Genomic DNA, 19,724 nt, shown 5'->3' with positions numbered 1-19,724 from the left:
GCCGCTTCAGCTGGGTGGCTGATCTAGCTGACTTTTCATGCGTTCAAGGGTGCCCTGCATCTGCTCGAACATCTGCTCCGGCGTGATCCCGAACTGGCCCAGCTGGCTGCGCAGCTGCTCCACCGTGAGCTTCGCCTGAAAGTCCTCCGACAACTCAAAGCGCTTCATGAACACGCGGTAGCGCTCCATCAGCTCTTCCATCGTGTCGATGAACTTCTTTTTGCCCTCGCGATCGAACTTGCCGTAATCGGATCCAAGCTGCATCAACTGCTGGTAGTCGCCGAACAGACGCTTGGCCTCTTCCTGCACGATGTCGGAGTCAAAGAACGCCATATTGATTTCCAGTAGAGAGGGTCATAGAAAAACCAGTGCTGAAGCAGCAAGTCAGACTTGAAGCAATGAAGGCAGAAGTTCAAAGGATTTGAACTTTTGCTGTCTCATAAGTGCTCAAAGACCGAGACGACTGGAGTTTCAGAACTGAGTTCAAGGTTGGTTGGAAGGATTCTGCCCAAATTGCTGAGAACAGGGAGGTGGGAAAGACCACACTTCACGTTGTTCGGTCAACAACTGGGTTCATATACAGATCCATGCCTGATAAGTCAAACAAACTTGTTGCTTTTCTTTACCAACAGGCAGTCAAGGGTGTTCACCTGAGGGAGGCAAGACAAAAACCCCGCCATTACTGGATCTAATACTTGGTCTTTTACATAAAACACCAAGTAAACTGGTACTTGAACCATCTAGCGACGGACACGAGTTCGCCCACTCGGTTCAAAGACCTTCCAGCAGCAATCAGATGAGCAAGACGAATCGTTCGGGCAAGTCCACTTGCCTCTCAAAGCAAGAGGTAGAGACCATCGCTTCCAACCTGCCTTTGAAGTACGGACTGCTGGCGGAGTTGATGTACTACTCAGCAGGCAGGGTCAAAGAGATCACGACAATCCGAGTGAGGAACCTGAACTTCAACAAGCAACTCATCACTCTGGAAAAGGGTTCAACAAAGACACGGGAGACAAGACAAGTCCCAGTCCACCCCAGAGTGATGGAAGAGTTGAAGCACTGGATCAACAGCAACCAACTCACGGAAGATGACTATGTGTTCTTCACAGACAGCAAGAACACCCAATACCAAAAGGGCGAAAAGGCAGTGTCCACCCAATCTGTTGATCAATACTTCAGGAAGGCATTTGACTGGAATGGCGTAATCGGAGCATCAACACATAGTTTCAGGCGGAGTCGCTTGACTCACATGCTCCAAAGGGGCATGAATATTAGAGAGATCAAAGACATAAGCGGACACAAAAGCATTGTCTCTTTACAGCAATATCTGGACAGCGACAGGGAAGAGACATTTGAGAAGTACAGGCGGATTATGGATGATGAGTAAGAGCAGACAAACATTGTTTCTCCGCTCAAGAGCATAGGCAGCATCTGGAGTCTCTACTCAAAGCGGATCAACAAACTGAATCGCCAAAGACTTATATAAGCCCCCCCCTTTCCAAAAACTTGGAACCTTTACGACCTCCAGCGCTACTGCTTTTGAGGGTGATGTATCGCCCGATATAAAAAAATTGCCCGCCACAGATGCCCGCCAGACCTTTTTATTACTCAGAAAACCATACTGAGCATTCGCTCTTAGTCAGCAATTACAGAAGATTTCATGCCTAATTGTTGACGAAACAATGTAAATACGATATAACAACCATAAATAGAGACAGATAATACCTCGTAGTACGACATACCCTGAGTTGGTTTTCGGAAGAGCGTAAGTCTTGAAAATACCTGACCCCTATTCCTACCCAGAGCGGTGGGCGAAGTTCCGTATGGATGAACAATTCAATTATCCCCATGAGGTTCATATTCATGGAGATGTTCACATTCACTACTACAAAGAGAATCCAACACATGAACACAAAAGAGTTCATGCACAGAGAAAAGAGAATCAATTACATGTACACAGAAATGAACATGTACCTAACTCAACTCAAAACACAAGAGGTATTGATAAGAGACTGAAAGATTCGTACAAAGAGATAATGCTGAAGTCAATGAGTTTCAAACAAGATCTCTACTTCATCACTTGGACATACGCCAAGAAAGTCTGGGGAAGACACTACGACGAAGTTGAAAAAGATATTGGACAGATTCGTAAACGAATCATCCACCTGTTCTATCAAAACTTCAAAGACTGGAAGGACAACAGACCAACCAAAGACTTCCCAAGAATGTGGTTTGTTATTGAACCTCATGCTGATGGTCAATACCACATTCACCTGATCATGGAACCAGTAGATCCAGACTTACTCGCCAGAGGTCTTCATAATCAAAGATTCCAACTAATCTGGGACAGAATTGTTAGACAGAAGATTTGTAAGCGAGACACTAAAGATCAACAAATAATCACAAACAAAATGCTTGAGAAGCACCCTGAATACAAATATCATCACCACTCTCAAAAGACATTTTCACAACCAAATCGTTATGACCATTGGTTGATTGCTCGCTTTATCTGTGAGTACATTACTCACAACAATAAAAGAAATGGTGAACTCTGGGGACTAAACAGACTTACCAACTCCCCAAACAATATCAATTCAAAAGTTATGGAGCGTGAGGAGGAAGTCATCAACAAGATTGACTACCTGAACAAAGACAAGAACTTCAAGAAGCATCATCTCAAGCATCAAGCACCCAGTCATCTGTGCTTCAAATATTCAGACCTTTCCAACAACGACAACGAACCATGAATCACAACTACTTACAAAACGAACAGCAGGAACAATTCTCAATCACATTCTCCAAAGACGAGCAATGGTTATACGAGTGGGTGAACAAACAAGTCAAAGAACTACCATTTACAAGATCAGGGTACGCTAAAAGACTTTTCATCAATGACTACCAGCGAATGAAGTGTAATGGTGGAAAGAAGAAGTACCCGCCCAGCACATCAGCAGTCATTTATTGATCTTGAATACAGATACACAAACACACTAAAAAAGATATGGCGTTCAACAACACACTCACATCAAATCAAAAAGTAAAAGACCTTCTGAACAAACTTCAGAAGTTTGATGCTTTTAGATTCAAGTACACCACCGCCCAACAATACATTGAAGATCGTATGAGCATGGACATCACACGACTATCAAAGAATCCCAAGAATCCGCTTACCTAACAATGGAACATTCAAACACCCTTAGACAATTCAAACAGAGAGTTGAAGAATCAAACAAACAGAAGACCAAGAAGCAGAAGCGTCAAGAAAAAATCAACAAACTAAGTTCATTGGACAAACACTGGAAAGGTCTTGAGCATATTGAGCATTCACAACTTAACGAAGACATCGCTGGCTTGAATAAAGCGTACATGAAGTTCAGAAGTCTCTATCAGTCTGGGAGAAAATTTAGTTGTAAGGAGTGGATTGAAGTAATGGGAGAATTACTTGATGAAATTGACTAATCAGCAAATAATTGGTCGCAATACTGCGGGACCAGGCACAATTAAAACTATGCTACAATTTATTGTATATTAATGTCAGGACAGAATGCATTCGCCAGGCGTATCATATGCTACAATTTATTGTATATTAATGTCAGGACAGAATGCATTCCCCAGGCGTATCAACAGCAAAGAACAGGTACAGACCTGAGATTGATGGTTTACGAGCATTTGCTGTAATTGCAGTCATCATCAATCATTTTAACAAAGATGTCCTGCCAGGTGGATACCTAGGTGTTGATATTTTCTTTGTTATATCTGGGTATGTCATAACATCATCGCTGTTTGGTCGACCAAGCAAAGATTTCAAAGATTTCATTAGTGGGTTCTACGAGCGAAGGATCAAACGACTAGTCCCTGCCCTATCAGTTTTTGTTCTCATAACGAGCATTGCGATCTGCTTGTTCAATCCATTCCCAGACACCTCTTTAAAGACTGGTCTAACATCATTATTTGGACTTTCTAATCTATATCTACTGAAGCAATCGACAGATTATTTCGCTCCATCTACAGAACTAAATGTCTTCACACATACATGGTCTCTAGGAGTTGAGGAGCAGTTCTATATTTTATTCCCATTTCTAATTTGGTTTTCAGGATTTGGACGAGAAACCAAGAATGGTGCTCGCAATCTTTTTCTGATCGTTGGGATTTTGACAATTGCATCGCTGATTGGATTTCTTTATCTCTATCCAACAAACCAATCAGCAGCATATTTCCTAATGCCATCCAGATTTTGGGAGATGGCAGCAGGATGTCTGATTTTTCTTGGATTCCAGAAGCGAGCATCGATTGAGCAGTCCTTAGAGAAGGTGCCACCTCTTCTGGTGGTGGCATTGATGATTGGTGTGATGTATCTACCGATGTCTATGGCATCTGGATCCACCATTGCAATTGTTGCTTTGTCATCCATCCTGATCGCCTGCTTGAAAAAACAGACAGCAGCATTCAAAGTCTTCACCTATCCCAAGGTTGTCTATATCGGACTAATCTCATATTCGCTCTATCTATGGCACTGGGGGGTGCTTTCGATAAGTCGGTGGACTATTGGCATCCACTGGTGGTCAGTGCCCTTCCAGGTCGTCCTGATGCTTGGTCTGGCGGTTACTTCCTATCGATGGATTGAGAACCCACTTCGTAAAGGCAACTGGTTTGGGAAGCGATGGAAAACATTAGTGGTTGGTGGAGGGGTATTGGTTACTCTCTCGGGCGGTCTTATTGCACTTTACTTACCACTTAGAGGCAAACTCTATTCTGGCAGTAAAACAGATTGCAAACCATTTCAATACAACACTTGTGCCGGGATTGATGAACCTCACACGCCAACAACTCCCTTCATCACTGGAACTTCAATACAGAGAAAAGATTGCTTTCTATATAAAGGTTCAATTAGTGAATTAATAATCAATCGCTGCAGTGTAACGCCAACCACTAAAGACTCACCAAATATTTTCGTGGTTGGGAGCAGTTATGTGCATCACTTATCACCTGCATTCGAGTCTCTGCGCGAAGAATACGGAGTCGGCATTACAATGTCAGTCGTAACAGGTTGTGATCTTGATCCATTACTTTTAAAAGAAAATAGGAAAGGAACTTGCAAAGAAAGCAATGCCATCCGAAAAGATCATATAATAAAGAATGCCAAAAAAGATGATATCATATTCGCCGGCACAACTTCTGAACGAATAAATTCAAATTCCGTCAAAGAAATTGCCGCCCTGGGACGAAGACTTAAAGCGCATATAATTTACACAACTCCAATACCAGCATGGAAAAGATTAGGAACAGGCATTGACCATCGTTGCAGAACAACAGGCAATGCAAAGGTATGGTTTAACTTGGAAGACGGGCATAATTGTTCAAATTATTCAGAAATTTCAAGAGCGTTATACAACAAGAAAACTTCTGATACAATTCAAACTCTAAACAACCTCGAGCGTAGCAATCCTTACTTTCATGTCTACAGATTACATGAATTTCTGTGCAATTCCTCTACCTGCCCCAGTCATATTGATTCAGTAAGATTATACCGGGACAATACAGGGCACATATCGGTACATGCTTCAAGAGAATTCATTGGCGATCACCTAGAGAACTTTCTGATTGGCAGAAATCTAATGCCGACAAAAAAGAAAATAAAATAGCGCTTAGAATAAAATCTATTCAACGACAACTTTTTTATTCAGTCACCAAAAACACCTATTATTGTTTTCTTGGAAATAACCCAATCTTATTAAGTTATTTCCATGACAGAACCTTATGTTGTCCTATGGAAGGGGCATCTGCTCCAAGTCAAAGGTCTGAAAGTCTCCGTCCTCTAACTTCTTCTTCCTCATCACAACCAACTCGGACTCCATGTTCTTCAGTTTCACATTCTTGTAGAACTTCTCCATAGTCTTCATAGAGTGTCCAACAAGATCGGCAACTACTGCTGGGGGAATACCAAGTTCCAGTCTTTGATTGATAAAGAACGCTCGGCAAGAATAAATTGTGTACTTATTCTCAAACTCAATACCTTTATCAACTCTCAGATCTTCTAATAGTTCGTACCATAACTTTCTAAAGTGATCAGCAGTCAATGCTCTACCAACAAAATGGTCTTCTCTTGAATGTGTTGTCCCAATATTTCTAAAAATATAAACATTCTTTGAAGGTGCCTTGCCTTCCTGAGCACAATACATATCACGAATCCGCTTGAAGTACACACCAGCAGGACAAATTACTAAGCGTCTTCCTGTCTTCGTATCTGGAGACACTTGTATATGAGCAATGATTCGTTCACGATCACCTTTAGAAGACTTCTCCGTCTTGGATCTAAGTTCAATATCAGACCATCTAAGCAAAAGACACTCATGATTTCTAAGTCCGCTGTTCGCCAAGACCTTTAAGAACTCAGCGAAGACTTTTCTATAAAAGATCCCGAAGACTTTTCGGTTTTCAGTTTTTCTAGTCCAAGTACGAAGGTAGTAAACGATGGACAACCAATCATCAACTTCAAATGAAGGGTTCTTCTCCTTAGACTTATTCCAATCAATTTTTCTAAAAGAATATTCAATTCCTGTACATAAATTTTCTTAGACTTACACCAATCAAAGAACCCTTTGAAGTCAGTAAGTTCCTTATTGATTGTCTGGTCTGTAGGAGGATTATGATTGTTCCTATGCTTGCTTTTGTCCCAATTTTTAGTACGACGCCACTTTGTGTAGTCCGTCAGGACAAGTGCTGGGATCTCGCTTGGTTTTCTATAAGGTTCCAGAAACAACCTCAACTTCTTCAGACTGGTCTTTTTACCATTGATGGTGTGCTTCTTGTATTGCTGACTCTCAAGCAGTTCGTCTAAGTGGACAAGGTACTGATCCAACGATTCCATCGTCGTCTTCTCAAAGACTTCGCCACCCTGCTCAAGATGGTTCGTCAGTTGCCTCCATCTATCTAATGCTCTACCTCTTGCTACTTCTTTATCAGAAGTCCTAAGGGAGAGTGTCTTGTACTTTTTATCGCCAACATAAAATCTCATATACCAAACATCCGACTTCATTTGCTTGTGTCGGAAGAGGATTAGTCCTTTAGTAATTTCAATACGCTCTTGGTAATAGTCCTGTTTCCCGTACTGACTTTTCTGCTTTTGCTTCTGTAATTTTAGATAAGTTTGAAGTGTTTTTATTTGCTCTTCTGTGGGGTCAGCAGGTAGTTCCAACTTTGAGACAACCAAGAAAGACCCCTGCCTAAGCAGTTCAAATAATAGTTCAATGGAACTAAACTATCAAGTCCATGACTGGGTTTCTCGCCCCTACCTGATTTCGGAGTCGAAGAACGCCATGGCCCACCCATCAACTGGCGTGATTCTGAACAATTTGAGCGGCCCGTAACAGTGCGGATCCACGCCCTCTGTTTCCGATCAACATATCTTGGTCAGCGGCAATGGCCCCGAGCCTCTCCCTTCCTTGGATCTCAGCGAAAGGATCCCAACTCTTCAGCAACGCTCCCGCCAGGGCCACAGCCTGCTCAAGCGCAGTCGCACGGCCATTGCGACAGGCGACCATTTGTTGCTCAGCAGCTGGACGCTCTGGTTCGTAGGCCAGGGCCCTCTGGTGGCGGCCTGCACCAGCGAAACCGACTGCCTGCAGAGAATGAGAAGCAGCGCGGCCAACCTGCTTCTGTGCACTGACACCCTGGAGGGCGGCTGCGGTACCAGCCTGGTGCGGCAGGCCAGGAAGGAGAACCCTGAGCTGAAGGTGCTGATGCTGCTTCAGCGCCCTATCCCGCGCACGATTCTGGATGCGATCAATGCGCGCTGTCACGGCATCTGCTCGGCCCAGGCCACCGGAACAGGCACGGTGGCTGCCGCACTCACCGCCATCGACACCGACGGGCAGTACCTCGATCCGGTGATCAGTGGTGTTCTGCACCACAGCCGGCTGCGACGCAGCGGCGAACAGGTCCCTCTCCAGGAACTGACGATGCGGGAGGAGGACGTGCTGCGTGGCCTCTGCAGGGGCATGACCAATCAGGAGATCGCCGATGCTCTGGTCGTCTCGATCGACACGGTCAAAAGCCATGTCGGAAGCCTGTTGCGCAAGTTGCCGGCAAGGGATCGGACCATGGCGGTTGTGACAGCGTTTCGTGAGGGGCTGGTGCAAGTTCCCACCAGGCCGCCGCGCTGGACCTAGGGTCCTGACCAGGCTGCAAGGGAGAAACGCGGCGATGGCTCGCCGGCACTGGCTCGATCCACTGGCCCGCAGGGTGCTCCAGGCCATGGGTGATCTGCCCAGGGAACCAGCGCGTGTGAACGAAGGTCGCTGGCCCGCAGAAGTAGAAGGAGAATCGGTCACTCCCAGCTGGTGCATCGATGTGAACCGGGCCACGGCAGAACAGTGGCGACAGTTGCCAGGGTGCAGCGAGGTGATGGTGGATCAGCTGCTGCGTCTGCAGCAGGGCGGAGTGCAGTTCAGCCAGTTGGAGGACCTGGCCCAGCTGCTCGACCTTCCCGAACTGCTCTGCGAACAGTGGAGACCCCATCTGATTTTCCGCTGGCATGGGGACGCGCCCCAGTTGCCAGAGCAGGCTCCGCTGGATCTGAATGCCGACAGCCCCAAGGTGCTGTCCAGCACTCTGCTGTGGCCGGAAGAGCGGATGCAACGCCTGATTGCGGAGCGGCGCCGAGAACCGTTTCAGAATCTCGCGGATCTGCAGGAACGCCTGTGCCTGCCCCCGTCAGCTGTCGAAGCACTGATCGGACGTGTGCGCTTTGGTGCCAGACCCGCAGGCCCCAGCCTGCCTCCACGGGGCTGAGCTCCATGCCCGCACCCCCTCGCCAGGGAAATCTTTTCGACCAGTGCGAATCGGCAGGTCATGACAACGAACCAGCTGAATTATCGCTGAACCTCAGGCAGCTGCAGACCTGGCAGCAGCGCATTCACAGCTTCCAGAAACCTCTTTTCGAGGCAGCGCCCCCGGCTGAAGAGCAGGGCAGCCTTTTCGGCAGCAACAGTCTTTCAGCCGTCGAGATTCAGCCGCTGTCGCTCAAGCCGCTGCCACTGAGTTTCTGGCGCTGGCCGCAAAGCCCCCATCAGGGGGCGGCGCTGTACTGGGTGATGGATCGGCCCGCTGGCCTGGAGCACCCAATTCTGCTCTACATCGGCGAAACCCTTGCAGCAGATAGGCGTTGGAAGGGTGAGCACGATTGCAAGGCCTACCTCTCGGCCTATCAGGAGGCTTGCGTGAGCTGCGGTCTGACCTGCAGCACAAGCATTCGATTCTGGGGGGACGTGCCCAGGGCAACTCGGGCTCGAAGGACGCTGGAACAGACCCTGATCCGCCGCTGGCAGCCACCGTTCAACAAGGAATCGCGTGACCGCTGGGCCACACCGTTCCAGGCAGCCTGAGCACAGCTCCTAGCATCAGTTCAGGCAACGGCACCCCATGAAAATCTCCCTCTCTCCGGCCACACCTGAGGCCTGGAGTGGTTCGGTTCTGGCGATTGGCATTGCTCAGGACGACCCCCAGGGCCTGGTCGTAGCGATGGAGCAGCGTTTCAACATTCAGCTGACGGAATGGCTGAAGCAGAAGCCATTCACGGGCAAGAGCGGAGATCTGGCCAGCCTTCAATTACTGCGCAGTGACTGCACAACCCTGGTGCTTCTGGGGCTGGGAGAAGCAGGGTCCATCGAGCGGGACAGCCTGCGCATGGCCGCCGCCGCCGCCGCCCGTGCGGCGCAGGGTCAGGGCGGCAGCCTCGGACTGCTACTGCCCTGGGGGTCAGAAGACCCCAGCGGTGATGCCACTGCCGCTGCTGAAGCCGTTCGACTGGCGCTTTACAGCGACCTGCGCTTTCGCAGCAAGCCCGAACCCAGCCAGAAGCCTGAACAACTGGAACTGCTGGGCCAATGGCCAGCGGGCTCAAACCCGACGCTGGAAACAGTGCATCCGGTCTGTGCCGGGGTAGAGCTGGCCAGGGAACTGGTGGCGGCACCTCCCAACAGCGTCACCCCGGAGGAACTGGCCCGCACCGCGGCGGCGCTCGCCCATGAGCACGGCCTTGAGCTCACCGTGCTTGAGCGAGCCGACTGCGAGGAGCGGGGCATGGGCTCCTACCTCTCGGTATGCCAGGGATCTGACATGGATCCCAAGTTCATCCACCTCACCTATCGCCCAGGCGGCGTGGCGAAGAAGCGACTGGTTCTGGTGGGCAAAGGACTCACCTTTGATTCCGGCGGATACAACCTCAAAGTCGGTGCCGCCCAGATCGACATGATGAAATTCGACATGGGCGGAAGTGCATCTGTGTTCGGAGCGATGCGCAGCATTGCCGAGCTGCGCCCTGCAGGTGTGGAGGTGCACATGCTGGTGGCCGCCTGCGAGAACATGATCAACGGTTCCGCGGTTCACCCCGGTGACATCGTCACGGCCTCCAACGGCACCACGATCGAGATCAACAACACCGATGCGGAGGGACGTCTCACCCTCGCCGATGCGCTGGTCTACGCCTCCAAGCTCAAGCCGGACGCCATTGTTGATCTGGCAACACTCACCGGTGCCTGCGTGGTCGCCCTCGGGGATGAGATCGCCGGACTCTGGACACCCGATGATGCGCTCTCAACTGACCTGGAAAACGCTGCAAGCGATGCCGGAGAAGGCATCTGGCGCATGCCGATGCACAGCTCCTACCGCAAGGGCCTCAAATCGCTGCTGGCCGACATGAAGAACACCGGACCTCGCCCCGGTGGATCGATCACAGCCGCCCTGTTCCTCAAGGAGTTTGTGGATGCCGGCATTCCCTGGGCCCACATCGACATCGCCGGAACGGTCTGGAGTGACAAGGGCCGAGGCCTGAATCCCTCCGGCGCCACCGGCTACGGCGTTCGCACGCTGGTGAACTGGGTGATGAAACAGGCCTCAACCGCCGAGGCCTAAATTCAGCCTTAACGGATCAAGCTGCATGGCCTCCAGCCCGCTTCGCTGGTATGTACGCGCCCAGTTGGGTGTTCTGCTGTTACCCGCAGGTCTTTGCCTGTTCGGAGAAGCGGTGAGCCGCAGAACCCTTCAGATGGCGGGAAGCGACAGTGGTCCCTGGTGGTGGTACGGAACTCTCAGCCTGATCGTCATCAACGCGGGGGTCGGCCTGATGATCGAATCAGGACTGCTGCGTGGTTATCCCGGTCGCAGGGCCGCCGGTTCAGACACCAAGAATTGACTCATCTAAAGGTTGAATTTCCAGAACCTGTACTCAGTCAGGAGGCTGCAACCATCGTGAGCGTGTGGGGATTTTCCAGCGCATGAATCTGCCAGCGCGCCCGCTCCGAACAACTGGCCATCACCCGCTCAAGATCATCGGATGCCTGCTTCGGAGAAGGGTACGGACCAACATGACGGGTCACGAGACCGTCTTTGATGGTCAGCAGATACATACACACCTTTCACAATTCGTTCTCGAATGGTACGCAGTCCATTCTGTGTCGTCGATAGCGTAAAAGCCGCACCTTCACTGCGGAGTGACTGGATCTGAGCGCATCAATCGCTACAGAATTTCCTCAGATTCGCGTCATTAAGCCATCAATCCTTGTCGATGGCGCCCGAACACCTACTTCGCCCACGACTCGCTGCTGCGCGCCTTGTCCCCCCAGATCGCATCCAGGCGCTTATCCCTTCCGCAGGCCCAGCGGTAGTACTTGTATTTGACCGAATTCAGCTCAGCGAAATTCTGGTGATAATCCTCGGCGGGCCAGAACTTCTCCAACGGTTTGATCTCCACCTTGAGCGCTGATTCAGACACACCCAGCTCGCCGGCCGCCGCTGACTGACTGGCGAGAGCATCACTGTTCTGCTGTTCTCCGCTCGTGAAGATCACAGGTCGGTAGGAGTCGCCGCGATCGCAGAACTGACCTTCACCGTCCAGGGGGTCAACATTGCGCCAGTACGACTGAAGAAGCTTGGGATAACTGATCGTCGCCGGGTCAAACAGCACTTCCACCACCTCCTGATGACCGGTGGTTTCGGAACTCACCTGGTTGTAGGTCGGCTGGGACACGCTGCCGCCGCTGTAGCCGCTTTCAACAGAAATCACGCCGGGAAGTTTCTCCAGGTCACTCTCCATGCACCAGAAACAGCCGCCGGCCAGCACGGCTTTCTGCTCCCCGGCATCAGCGGAGGCAGGTGAAGTCAGGAGCAGAGCTCCAAACAGCAACGAAAGCAGAAAGCGGACCACAGGCGAGCTCAGGTAGACAGCTGATCGAGAATGGCGGCGGCGGCGCGATCGGTCACCCCAGGCTCCCCCAGCGTTTGACGCAACCGCTCATAGCCACTCAGCATCGTTTGGCGTGCCTCAGTGCTCTCCAGAAGAGGGATCGCCTGCTCCACCAACCGGTCGGCATTGAAATCTTCCTGTAGAAACTCGGGCACGAGCCGCTCATTGAGCAGCAGGTTCACCGGCGAGATGTGATCCACATGGAAGCGCAGCAGATTGCGCGCCACCCAGGCCGTCATCCTGCTCACCCGGTATCCGACCACCTGGGGGACTCCCTGCAGAGCCAGTTCAAGATTGACCGTTCCGGACTTCCCCAGCGCAAGATCCGCCGCACTGAACAATGACGGCTTGAGAGCATCCGCATCGGCAGCTGGAATAACCCGTCCACGCACACCGGCGGCTTTCAGGCCCTCCTGAAGTTCACGTTCGAACCGGCTGAGGCCCGCAGGGACCATCACCATGAGTGTTGGATCACGAGCCTGCAGCCGTGCTGCAACCTCCGCCAGCACGGGCATCAGATAGCGCAACTCCTGTGGCCTGGATGCGGGCATCAGCAACAGCAGGCGTCCCTGCGGATCGAGGCCGAGCTGGCGACAGGCCTCAGCACGACTGGGGTTACAACCAGCAAGATCGAGCAAGGGATGGCCGACCCAGGTGACCTGAGCGCCATGGGACGCATAAAAGGAGGCTTCCTCGGGGAAAATCGCGAGGATGCGATCGGTGAAGGACAGAAGGCTGCTCGTGCCGTTGTCATTCATCCGCCAGGCCCATTCCTGGGGGGCGATGTAGTAGGTGATGGGGACCTGGGGCAACTTGCGGCGCAACCGCTTGCCAAGACGCACATTGGCGCCCATGTAATCAATCAGCACCACGGCATCAGGGGGCCGAACACTGAGTTCCCTGTTGACCCGTGACTGCAGCTTCAGTGTCGGCACGACCTGAGGAAGATGCTCGAGAAGACCGATCGAACCCAGTGGTGCCGTATCGGCGAGAAGTTCGGCACCGGCTGCATGCATGCGTGGTCCCCCGAGAGCCAGCACTTCAAGATCAAGGCTCCTCAGACAGGCCTGTCGACGCAGAGCATGCACCAGGAGACTTCCCTGAAGATCACCAGAGACCTCACCGGTGCTGATCAGCACGCGCACCATCAGCGGGCACCGACTGCCGGCATGGGACCCCGCCGCCCCTGACTGATTGACCCCTCCAGAAAGCTGCACAGATGATCGGCCAAGGGCATCAGGGGTTGTTCACGGGCCAGCCGCAACCCTTCCGCAATCACATGATCCGAGCGGTAAAGCAGCGACCAGATGTCCTGCAGCTGCTTGATTTCCTGGCCCTGATCCTTGCGATCTAACCCCCGCCTACGCAGACCCACACGATTGAGACCACGCACACGTCCGGGATGGCCCTCAACAAGGCAGTAGGGAGGTACATCCCGGTCCACCCGGGTCATGCCGCCGACCATGGCCATCCCGCCGATGTGAACGAACTGGTGGATGCCAAGGCATCCACCGATCACGGCCTGGTCTTCGATCAGAACATGGCCTGCAACCTGGATGCCGTTGGACATCACGATGCTGTTGCCTAAAAGGCAGTTGTGGCCCAGATGGCAATAGGCCATCAGCAGGTTGTGATCGCCGATGCGGGTCTGCTCACCCTCGTCGGTGGCCCGATTGATCGTCACGCATTCACGGATGGTGTTGTGATCGCCGATCACCACCTCCGTGGGGGCACCCTTGTATTTGAGATCCTGGGGCTCCTGGCCGAGGCAGGCCCCCGGAAAGATCTTGTTGTGCTCTCCGATGATGAGTCGACCATCGAGCACCGCGTGGGGCCCGATCCAGGTGTGTGAACCAATCCGCACATCGGGTCCCACAACGGCCCCCGGGCCGATCACCACTCCGGATGCGAGCTCGGCCCGGGAATCGACCGCCGCAAGCGGGTGAATCTGGGGAGGACAGTCCTCAGCAGTCACGGCGGGGGATCGCTGTTCACTCATCATGGTCAGTCAACCAGCGAGAACATGAGTTCGCCGGAGCAGACCAGCTGGCCATCCACCGTGGCCTCAGCCTTCACCTTTCCGAAGCGCTTGCGCTTGAGACTCAGCAGCTCGCAGGTGATCAGCAACTGATCTCCGGGGATCACCGGACGACGGAAACGCACACCGTCGATGCCGGCGAACACGAACAGCCCCTTGGGCAGGTCGGGCATCTGGGTGACGATCAGACCACCCACCTGAGCCATCGCCTCAACAATCAGCACTCCGGGCATCAACGGACGCCCAGGGAAGTGCCCCTGAAACTGAGGCTCATTGAGAGTGATGTTTTTGATGGCGACCGCTTTTTCCCCGGGCACGTGCTCCAGGACGCGATCCACAAGCGCGAAGGGATAGCGGTGGGGAAGCAGCCCCATGATCTGTTCTGCGGTGAGCAGAGGCTGAGCTGCGGATGCGGCGGTGGCTGAGGAGGAAGTCAAATCGGTTCAGAGCTGAGCATCGGATCGATCGGCCAGGACTGCTGCAAGGTCAGTGTGCAGACCATGAGAGCCGCGGTAGACCAGAACCTGCGCCCGAGGGAAACCGACGAGCGCCAGATCACCGATCAGGTCAAGAAGCTTATGGCGCACCGGTTCATCGGGATAGCGCAGTGGTGGATTCAACCAGTGGTCACCATCACAGACCAGGGCATTGTCGAGGGCACCCCCCTGGATCAGACCCGCAGCACGGAGCTGGTCCACCTGCTCACGGAAGCCGAAGGTGCGGGCCGGTGCGATCTCGGCAACAAAGCGCTCCGGAGTCAGCGCCAGCGCACACTGCTGACGACCGATGGCAGGCTGGGGAAAATCAATCACTCCCACAAGCATGAACTGATCAGCGGGCGTTGCGGTGATCACACTGCTGCCGCGGTGCAGAGTGATCGGCTGCTGGAGTTGCGGCCGAGCGCAAGCGGGTGTTGATGCTGGTGTGAGACCAGCCTCGGCGATGGCCTCCACCCATCCCTGTGAGGAACCATCCAGAAGCGGTACCTCATTGCCCTCAACCTCGAGATGCACATGGGTGAGACCGCAGCCGGCAATTGCCGCCAGGAGATGTTCGACTGTGGCCAGTCGTCGTTCACCCAGCTCGAGAGTGGTGCAGAGCGGGCTGTCACGCACCTGGGAGGGCATCAGCCTGAGGGGATCCGCACCGTCTGCCGGCCAGCTCACCCAGACGCCGGGCTGCTGCGAAGGCTGAAGGGTGACGGACACCTGCTGACCGCTGTGGAGCCCGATGCCGCCACGACGGGCCGCGCCGTCAAGCGTCCAGGCACCGTCGTAATCGTGAGGCCAGGAGACCATCAGAACTTCCAGCCGACACCCAGATTGAACCGGTACTCTCCCGTGAAATTCTGGCTGGCCACCTCAAGACGAAGAGGTCCGACAGGAGTGGTGACGATCACACCAACACCTGGAGAGACACCCGAACCTGGTTTGTCGAGGAGCTCTCCGGGATTGCCGGGAACATTGGCCTGGGATCCGAAATCAGTACCTGCATCGATAAACACCTCGCCTTGGAAGATGCTGAAAATGGGGAACCGATACTCGATGGTTGCCTCACCGAAGCTCCGTCCCACAGCGAGATCACAGTCGAACCAGCCGCGCACTGAGTTGGAACCGCCAAGACAGAAGGCTTCATAGGGAGGAAGGTCACCGATCACAGTTCCGGCCTTGATCTGAAAAGCCAGGGCCTGCGGGCAGTTTTCCGGCTCACCCTCCTTGGGTCGACATCCCTTGGCAAACTTCAGCCATTTAACGGGTACAAAGTGGGTGTAACTGCTGCGGATGCGATTGAAGGTTGGTGAGTTCTCACCGATTGAGACAAATTGTTCTGTGCCGAAGCTGAAGAAATTTCCTGACGTTGGATTCCTGCCGTCGTTCAACGTGCTGTAGGTGGTTGCAAATCGGACACTGGCAAGAGTGTTCTGGTCAGCACAGTTGAAGGCAATGCAGATGACCTCGTCATTGTTGATTCGATCATCTTTGATTCTCCGATTGGGGATGCCGTAAGTCCTTGTCGCACCTGAATAATTGATCGGACGAACAGCCTGAAGGTTCAGACCGGCCAAGACCTGCCAGGGCACTTTTTTGAAGGGATCTCCGCCGTTGAGTGGGCGCGCAAAGATCACATTGCCCCCAACACGTTCGAGTGCAATTGAATCCCCCTGAAAATCAAACCAGCTGACATCGGAGAACTCATCATTTGCCTCATCAACATTGTCAAACTTGCTGTCAGCAGGATTGTTTCTGGAGCTGATTGAGTAGGCGTATTTGGAATCATTGTCGACGTAATCGCGAAGCGTAACGATGTCGCCGTCGTTCTGACTTTGGAACACCTGTGGAACTTCCCGGCTCAGGAACAGGGAGGTGCGGAAGGAGGTGCGATGCTTGTCACCCTTGATCCAGGGGTCTGAGAACGTGAGGTTCGCAAGACCGCCGAACTGGCCGTAGGTGAAATTCAGTGCCAGGTCCCAGGCACGCCCAAACAGGTTGCTGTCTGAAATCTGAAGCTGACCAAAAACGCCCTGACTCTGGCTGTAACCGAGCCCGCCTGAAAGTGAGCCGGTGGACTGCTCGACGATGCCGAGCACGATGGTGATGAACCCTGGTTCACCGGTCACCGGCTGCAAGGTCACCTTCACGTCACTGAACAGCGATGTGCCGTACAGGCGCCTGATATCGCTCTCAAGCTGGGTGCGATTGAAAGGTTCACCCGGCTTGATGGAGATTTCCCTGCTCACGACCCAGGGCTTGGTCTTGCCCTTGATCGGCTCGCCTTTTTCGTTGGTCTCTTCTCCTTCCTTGTTGATGAATTTGACTTCAACACCGGCCACGGTGCCGATCAGCACCTTCAGCTGCACAACACCGTCGGGACTGACTCTGGTGGGTCCACTCACTCGGGCCAGTGAATACCCCTGATCGGCGTACCACTTCTGCAGCTCCTTCATGCGCAGCTGCAGTTCATTGAGGTTGAGCGTGCGGCCGTAATCGGAACTGAAGGTGTCTTCAATCACCTGGGGCTCAATCGTGTCGTCCTCAGGCTCGAGAACAACCTTGGTCATCACTGGATTCGGCACCACCTGCACCGCCAGCTGAACCCCTAAAGGACCGTTGATCGGCTCGATACGCACGTCCGAAAACCATCCGGTTGCGTAGATCGCATCAAGATCAAGTTTCAGCTCATCCCTCGTCACCCGGCTGCCGGGGCGCACACTCATGGCGTCGTAGGCGGCGATCTCAAGCCGTTCCTGCTCCGGATGGCCATCAATGCCTTCAATGATCACCTCAGTGATCAACACCCGGGGCTGTTGCGGCCCCTCGTCCATGGGCTCGGCAGCGGGACCTGCAGCAGGGGCGGGAGTGACCTCAATCTGATCGACCTCGACCTGCTCCTCCGTTAGCTCTGCATCGACAGAGTCAGCTTCAACGGATTCACTTTCAACGGATTCAGTTTCAACAACGTCCAACTCAGCATCAACAGCTTCAGACTCGGCTTCGACCTGTATCTCCTCGGCCTGAGCCGCTTCGAACTCGATCCCGTCAGGATCAGCCTGCGCTTGTGCAGGAAGGCCGCTGATCAAGGGCAGGGCGAGGGCAAATCCCACAGCACCTCGCCGAACAGTGTTCTTGGTTCGGCTGGAGGAGAAAGCGACCATTGGGGGGGACGAAGTCGGCCGGGCCGGCCACAAACGTCGCTGAACTTAACTGCAGTTGCGGGGTGTCGGGCAGGCCCCTTGTACCCGTTTGCAGACCTCCCCGTAGGCCTCAATCACACCGCCCAGATCCTTGCGGAATCGATCCTTGTCGAGGATGCGCTCTTCAGCATCCGTGCATGAGAGGTCCCACAGGCGACAGGTGTCAGGACTGATCTCATCAGCCACAAGGAGCTCACCGGCTGCATTCAGCCCCAGCTCCAGCTTGAAATCCACCAGCTGCAGACCGATGCTCGCGAAAAAGGGGATCAGCACGTCATTCACCTTCCTGGCCAACAGCTCGATCCGCTCTCGCAGCTCAGACGAGACAAGTCCCAGCAACGCAAGGCGTGCATCCGTCAGCAACGGGTCCCCCAGACCGTCATCCTTGTAATAAAGGTCAAGCAGAGCCGGCTCGAGTGCCGTGCCCTGGGCAATCGGCGTCTCGCGACAGAGCGAGCCGGTGGCGATGTTGCGGAGAACCACCTCCACTGGAATCACCTCGACTCGCTGAACAACCATCCAGGTCTCTTCGGCGATTCCGCAGAAGTGGGTGGGGATTCCCTCCCGCTCCAGCAGTTCGAACAGACAGGCCGAGATTCGGCAGTTGAGACGACCCTTGTTGTCCAGCTGAGCCTTTTTCTGGGCGTTGAATGCAGTGGCATCGTTCTTGAACTCCACCAGCACCTGCTGGTCGCTGGAACCGGCGTAGATGCGCTTGGCTTTGCCCTCATAAAGAAGGTCGCCGTGGGGAATGGTCATGGCTGCTCGTTGACGCCGGTCGCGCCGGCTTCAGATGCTGATGATTCTCCCAGCGCGGCGTGGCCACCGGGAGCGCGTGGAGAGCGCAGTTCCTGTTGCAGCTGCTGTTGTGTCTCAAGGGACACCCCCTGAAGATCCTGATCGAGCTCCAGCAGGGTGAAGCGGTCGTCCACCCTGCTGGCCAGCCGACGCAATCGTTCCCGGGGACGCTCACCACTTCCGCCCCTGGCAATCTCCTGCCTCAGCTGCAGCCGCAGCAGATCCTCCGCATGATTCCAGGCCTGCTCAGTCGCCGCCTGATCAAGGGCCGCTTCAATCAGAGCAGTGCTGCGTTCGAACTCCATCAGATCCAGCAGCTCAGCTGCACGACCAAGACGACGTGCTGCGATCACCCCTGGAGTACGGCCGGCAAGCAACGTGATCACGGCCTGCTCAGACTGCCCGGAAGCGATCTGAGCTTCTGCCAGAAGATCAAGGGCCGAGCGCGTTGAAGGCAGGCCTTCACCATCCACCCCCACAACCAGTTGTTCCGCGTCGAGTCTGGCGAGGTCACCCTGCGCCAGACGCATCAGAGCCAGAACAATCCGCTCCTGATCCAATGCCGCACTGGCGGCCTGCCAGGACAGCAGCAACCAGTCCCGGCGGCGACTCCCCGAACCGGGGCCGTAACGGCTGAGCACCACCTGAGCACTGTCCGGCGCCTTGCACGACATCAGAGCTCTGGCATTGGCCATCACCACATCAAAGCTCTGCGGTGCTGGGGCGATCAGCATGAGCCGATCGCGCAGCAGCTGAAGACGTTCATTGGCTCCGACGCTGGCGGACTGCTCGCAGGCCAGATGCAGCTGGGGAATATCTCCCTCCATCAGAACCGTCTCGAAGGCGTCCTGAGGCATTGGCACTGCCGATGATTCCAGCGGCATTGAGGTGCCAGACGCCGCGGTTCCTGGCACCGCCGCCAGGAGAAGTGACAGAGGCAGGGTGAATAAGCCCAT

The 19,724-nt window shown here is 53.6% G+C and carries 21 protein-coding genes; 9 read left to right on the top strand and 12 right to left on the bottom strand.

Annotated features, from left to right (window positions below):
- Positions 1-6: 6 nt before the first annotated feature.
- A complete protein-coding gene (locus SIB83_RS10555) occupies positions 7-333 on the bottom strand; it encodes a DUF1825 family protein (protein ID WP_413405682.1) in 327 nt (108 codons plus the stop codon).
- Positions 334-796: 463 nt separating this feature from the next.
- Between SIB83_RS10555 and SIB83_RS10550 the strand changes: the two genes are divergently transcribed.
- The 4 genes from SIB83_RS10550 to SIB83_RS10535 all read left to right on the top strand — a co-directional run bounded on the left by SIB83_RS10550 (position 797) and on the right by SIB83_RS10535 (position 5,642).
- On the top strand, positions 797-1,387 hold the full coding sequence (locus SIB83_RS10550; protein ID WP_413745778.1) for a tyrosine-type recombinase/integrase: 591 nt from the start codon (positions 797-799) through the stop codon (positions 1,385-1,387).
- Positions 1,388-1,772: 385 nt separating this feature from the next.
- Positions 1,773-2,747 carry a hypothetical protein gene (locus tag SIB83_RS10545; RefSeq protein WP_413745777.1) on the top strand — a complete coding sequence of 325 codons (975 nt, stop codon included), beginning with the start codon at positions 1,773-1,775 and terminating at the stop codon, positions 2,745-2,747.
- A gap of 430 nt (positions 2,748-3,177) precedes the next feature.
- Positions 3,178-3,459, top strand: coding sequence for a hypothetical protein (locus tag SIB83_RS10540; RefSeq protein WP_413745776.1), 282 nt, complete (start codon positions 3,178-3,180; stop codon positions 3,457-3,459).
- 143 nt (positions 3,460-3,602) lie between these two features.
- Positions 3,603-5,642, top strand: coding sequence for an acyltransferase family protein (locus SIB83_RS10535; RefSeq protein WP_413745775.1), 2,040 nt, complete (start codon positions 3,603-3,605; stop codon positions 5,640-5,642).
- A 123-nt stretch (positions 5,643-5,765) separates the two neighbouring features.
- On the opposite strand, the gene SIB83_RS10530 is transcribed toward SIB83_RS10535, so the two are convergent.
- Together SIB83_RS10530 and SIB83_RS10525 are read right to left on the bottom strand one after the other, a co-directional pair.
- The gene (locus SIB83_RS10530) at positions 5,766-6,377 is read right to left on the bottom strand and encodes a hypothetical protein (protein WP_413745774.1); all 612 of its coding nucleotides are present in this window, start codon (positions 6,375-6,377) and stop codon (positions 5,766-5,768) included.
- A gap of 5 nt (positions 6,378-6,382) precedes the next feature.
- Positions 6,383-7,195, bottom strand: a complete 813-nt coding sequence (locus tag SIB83_RS10525) for a hypothetical protein (protein WP_413745773.1) — start codon at positions 7,193-7,195, stop codon at positions 6,383-6,385.
- Between the two features lie 247 nt (positions 7,196-7,442).
- On the opposite strand from SIB83_RS10525, the gene SIB83_RS10520 reads away from it, so the two are divergent.
- Genes SIB83_RS10520 through SIB83_RS10500 form a run of 5 tightly spaced genes read left to right on the top strand, consistent with a single transcriptional unit; the run spans position 7,443 to position 11,191 of the window.
- Positions 7,443-8,168, top strand: a complete 726-nt coding sequence (locus SIB83_RS10520) for a response regulator transcription factor (protein ID WP_413405680.1) — start codon at positions 7,443-7,445, stop codon at positions 8,166-8,168.
- A gap of 34 nt (positions 8,169-8,202) precedes the next feature.
- On the top strand, positions 8,203-8,790 hold the full coding sequence (locus SIB83_RS10515) for a hypothetical protein (RefSeq protein WP_413745772.1): 588 nt from the start codon (positions 8,203-8,205) through the stop codon (positions 8,788-8,790).
- 5 nt (positions 8,791-8,795) lie between these two features.
- Positions 8,796-9,383, top strand: coding sequence for a GIY-YIG nuclease family protein (locus tag SIB83_RS10510; protein WP_413745771.1), 588 nt, complete (start codon positions 8,796-8,798; stop codon positions 9,381-9,383).
- 37 nt (positions 9,384-9,420) lie between these two features.
- Positions 9,421-10,911 carry a leucyl aminopeptidase gene (locus tag SIB83_RS10505; protein WP_413405674.1) on the top strand — a complete coding sequence of 497 codons (1,491 nt, stop codon included), beginning with the start codon at positions 9,421-9,423 and terminating at the stop codon, positions 10,909-10,911.
- Between the two features lie 25 nt (positions 10,912-10,936).
- Entirely contained in the window at positions 10,937-11,191 is a 255-nt protein-coding gene (locus SIB83_RS10500) for a hypothetical protein (protein WP_413745770.1), read from the top strand.
- 37 nt (positions 11,192-11,228) lie between these two features.
- Here the strand turns inward: SIB83_RS10500 and SIB83_RS10495 are convergent, their stop codons facing one another.
- The 9 genes from SIB83_RS10495 to SIB83_RS10455 form a co-directional block, all read right to left on the bottom strand.
- Positions 11,229-11,405, bottom strand: a complete 177-nt coding sequence (locus SIB83_RS10495) for a hypothetical protein (protein ID WP_413405671.1) — start codon at positions 11,403-11,405, stop codon at positions 11,229-11,231.
- Positions 11,406-11,578: 173 nt separating this feature from the next.
- A complete protein-coding gene (msrA, locus tag SIB83_RS10490) occupies positions 11,579-12,202 on the bottom strand; it encodes a peptide-methionine (S)-S-oxide reductase MsrA (RefSeq protein WP_413745769.1) in 624 nt (207 codons plus the stop codon).
- An 8-nt stretch (positions 12,203-12,210) separates the two neighbouring features.
- Positions 12,211-13,389, bottom strand: a complete 1,179-nt coding sequence (gene lpxB, locus SIB83_RS10485) for a lipid-A-disaccharide synthase (protein ID WP_413745768.1) — start codon at positions 13,387-13,389, stop codon at positions 12,211-12,213.
- Positions 13,389-14,240, bottom strand: coding sequence for an acyl-ACP--UDP-N-acetylglucosamine O-acyltransferase (gene lpxA / locus SIB83_RS10480; RefSeq protein WP_413747359.1), 852 nt, complete (start codon positions 14,238-14,240; stop codon positions 13,389-13,391). Before lpxA ends, lpxB begins: the two co-directional genes overlap by 1 nt.
- Positions 14,241-14,245: 5 nt before the next feature.
- Complete coding sequence (gene fabZ / locus SIB83_RS10475; RefSeq protein ID WP_186541269.1) at positions 14,246-14,653, bottom strand: 3-hydroxyacyl-ACP dehydratase FabZ; 408 nt, start codon at positions 14,651-14,653, stop codon at positions 14,246-14,248.
- A 69-nt stretch (positions 14,654-14,722) separates the two neighbouring features.
- Positions 14,723-15,577, bottom strand: coding sequence for a UDP-3-O-acyl-N-acetylglucosamine deacetylase (lpxC, locus tag SIB83_RS10470; RefSeq protein ID WP_413745767.1), 855 nt, complete (start codon positions 15,575-15,577; stop codon positions 14,723-14,725).
- The gene (locus tag SIB83_RS10465) at positions 15,577-17,931 is read right to left on the bottom strand and encodes a BamA/TamA family outer membrane protein (RefSeq protein ID WP_413745766.1); all 2,355 of its coding nucleotides are present in this window, start codon (positions 17,929-17,931) and stop codon (positions 15,577-15,579) included. The genes lpxC and SIB83_RS10465 overlap by 1 nt, the downstream gene beginning before the upstream one ends.
- A 45-nt stretch (positions 17,932-17,976) precedes the next feature.
- A complete protein-coding gene (gene purC, locus SIB83_RS10460) occupies positions 17,977-18,729 on the bottom strand; it encodes a phosphoribosylaminoimidazolesuccinocarboxamide synthase (protein ID WP_413405659.1) in 753 nt (250 codons plus the stop codon).
- Positions 18,726-19,724, bottom strand: a complete 999-nt coding sequence (locus SIB83_RS10455) for a hypothetical protein (RefSeq protein WP_413405657.1) — start codon at positions 19,722-19,724, stop codon at positions 18,726-18,728. Before SIB83_RS10455 ends, purC begins: the two co-directional genes overlap by 4 nt.

This window comes from Synechococcus sp. MIT S9507 (genome assembly GCF_047304715.1).
GTDB lineage: Bacteria > Cyanobacteriota > Cyanobacteriia > PCC-6307 > Cyanobiaceae > Synechococcus_C.
Note: the sequence above shows the minus strand (reverse complement) of the source record. Positions and strands in the feature narration are given on the sequence as shown.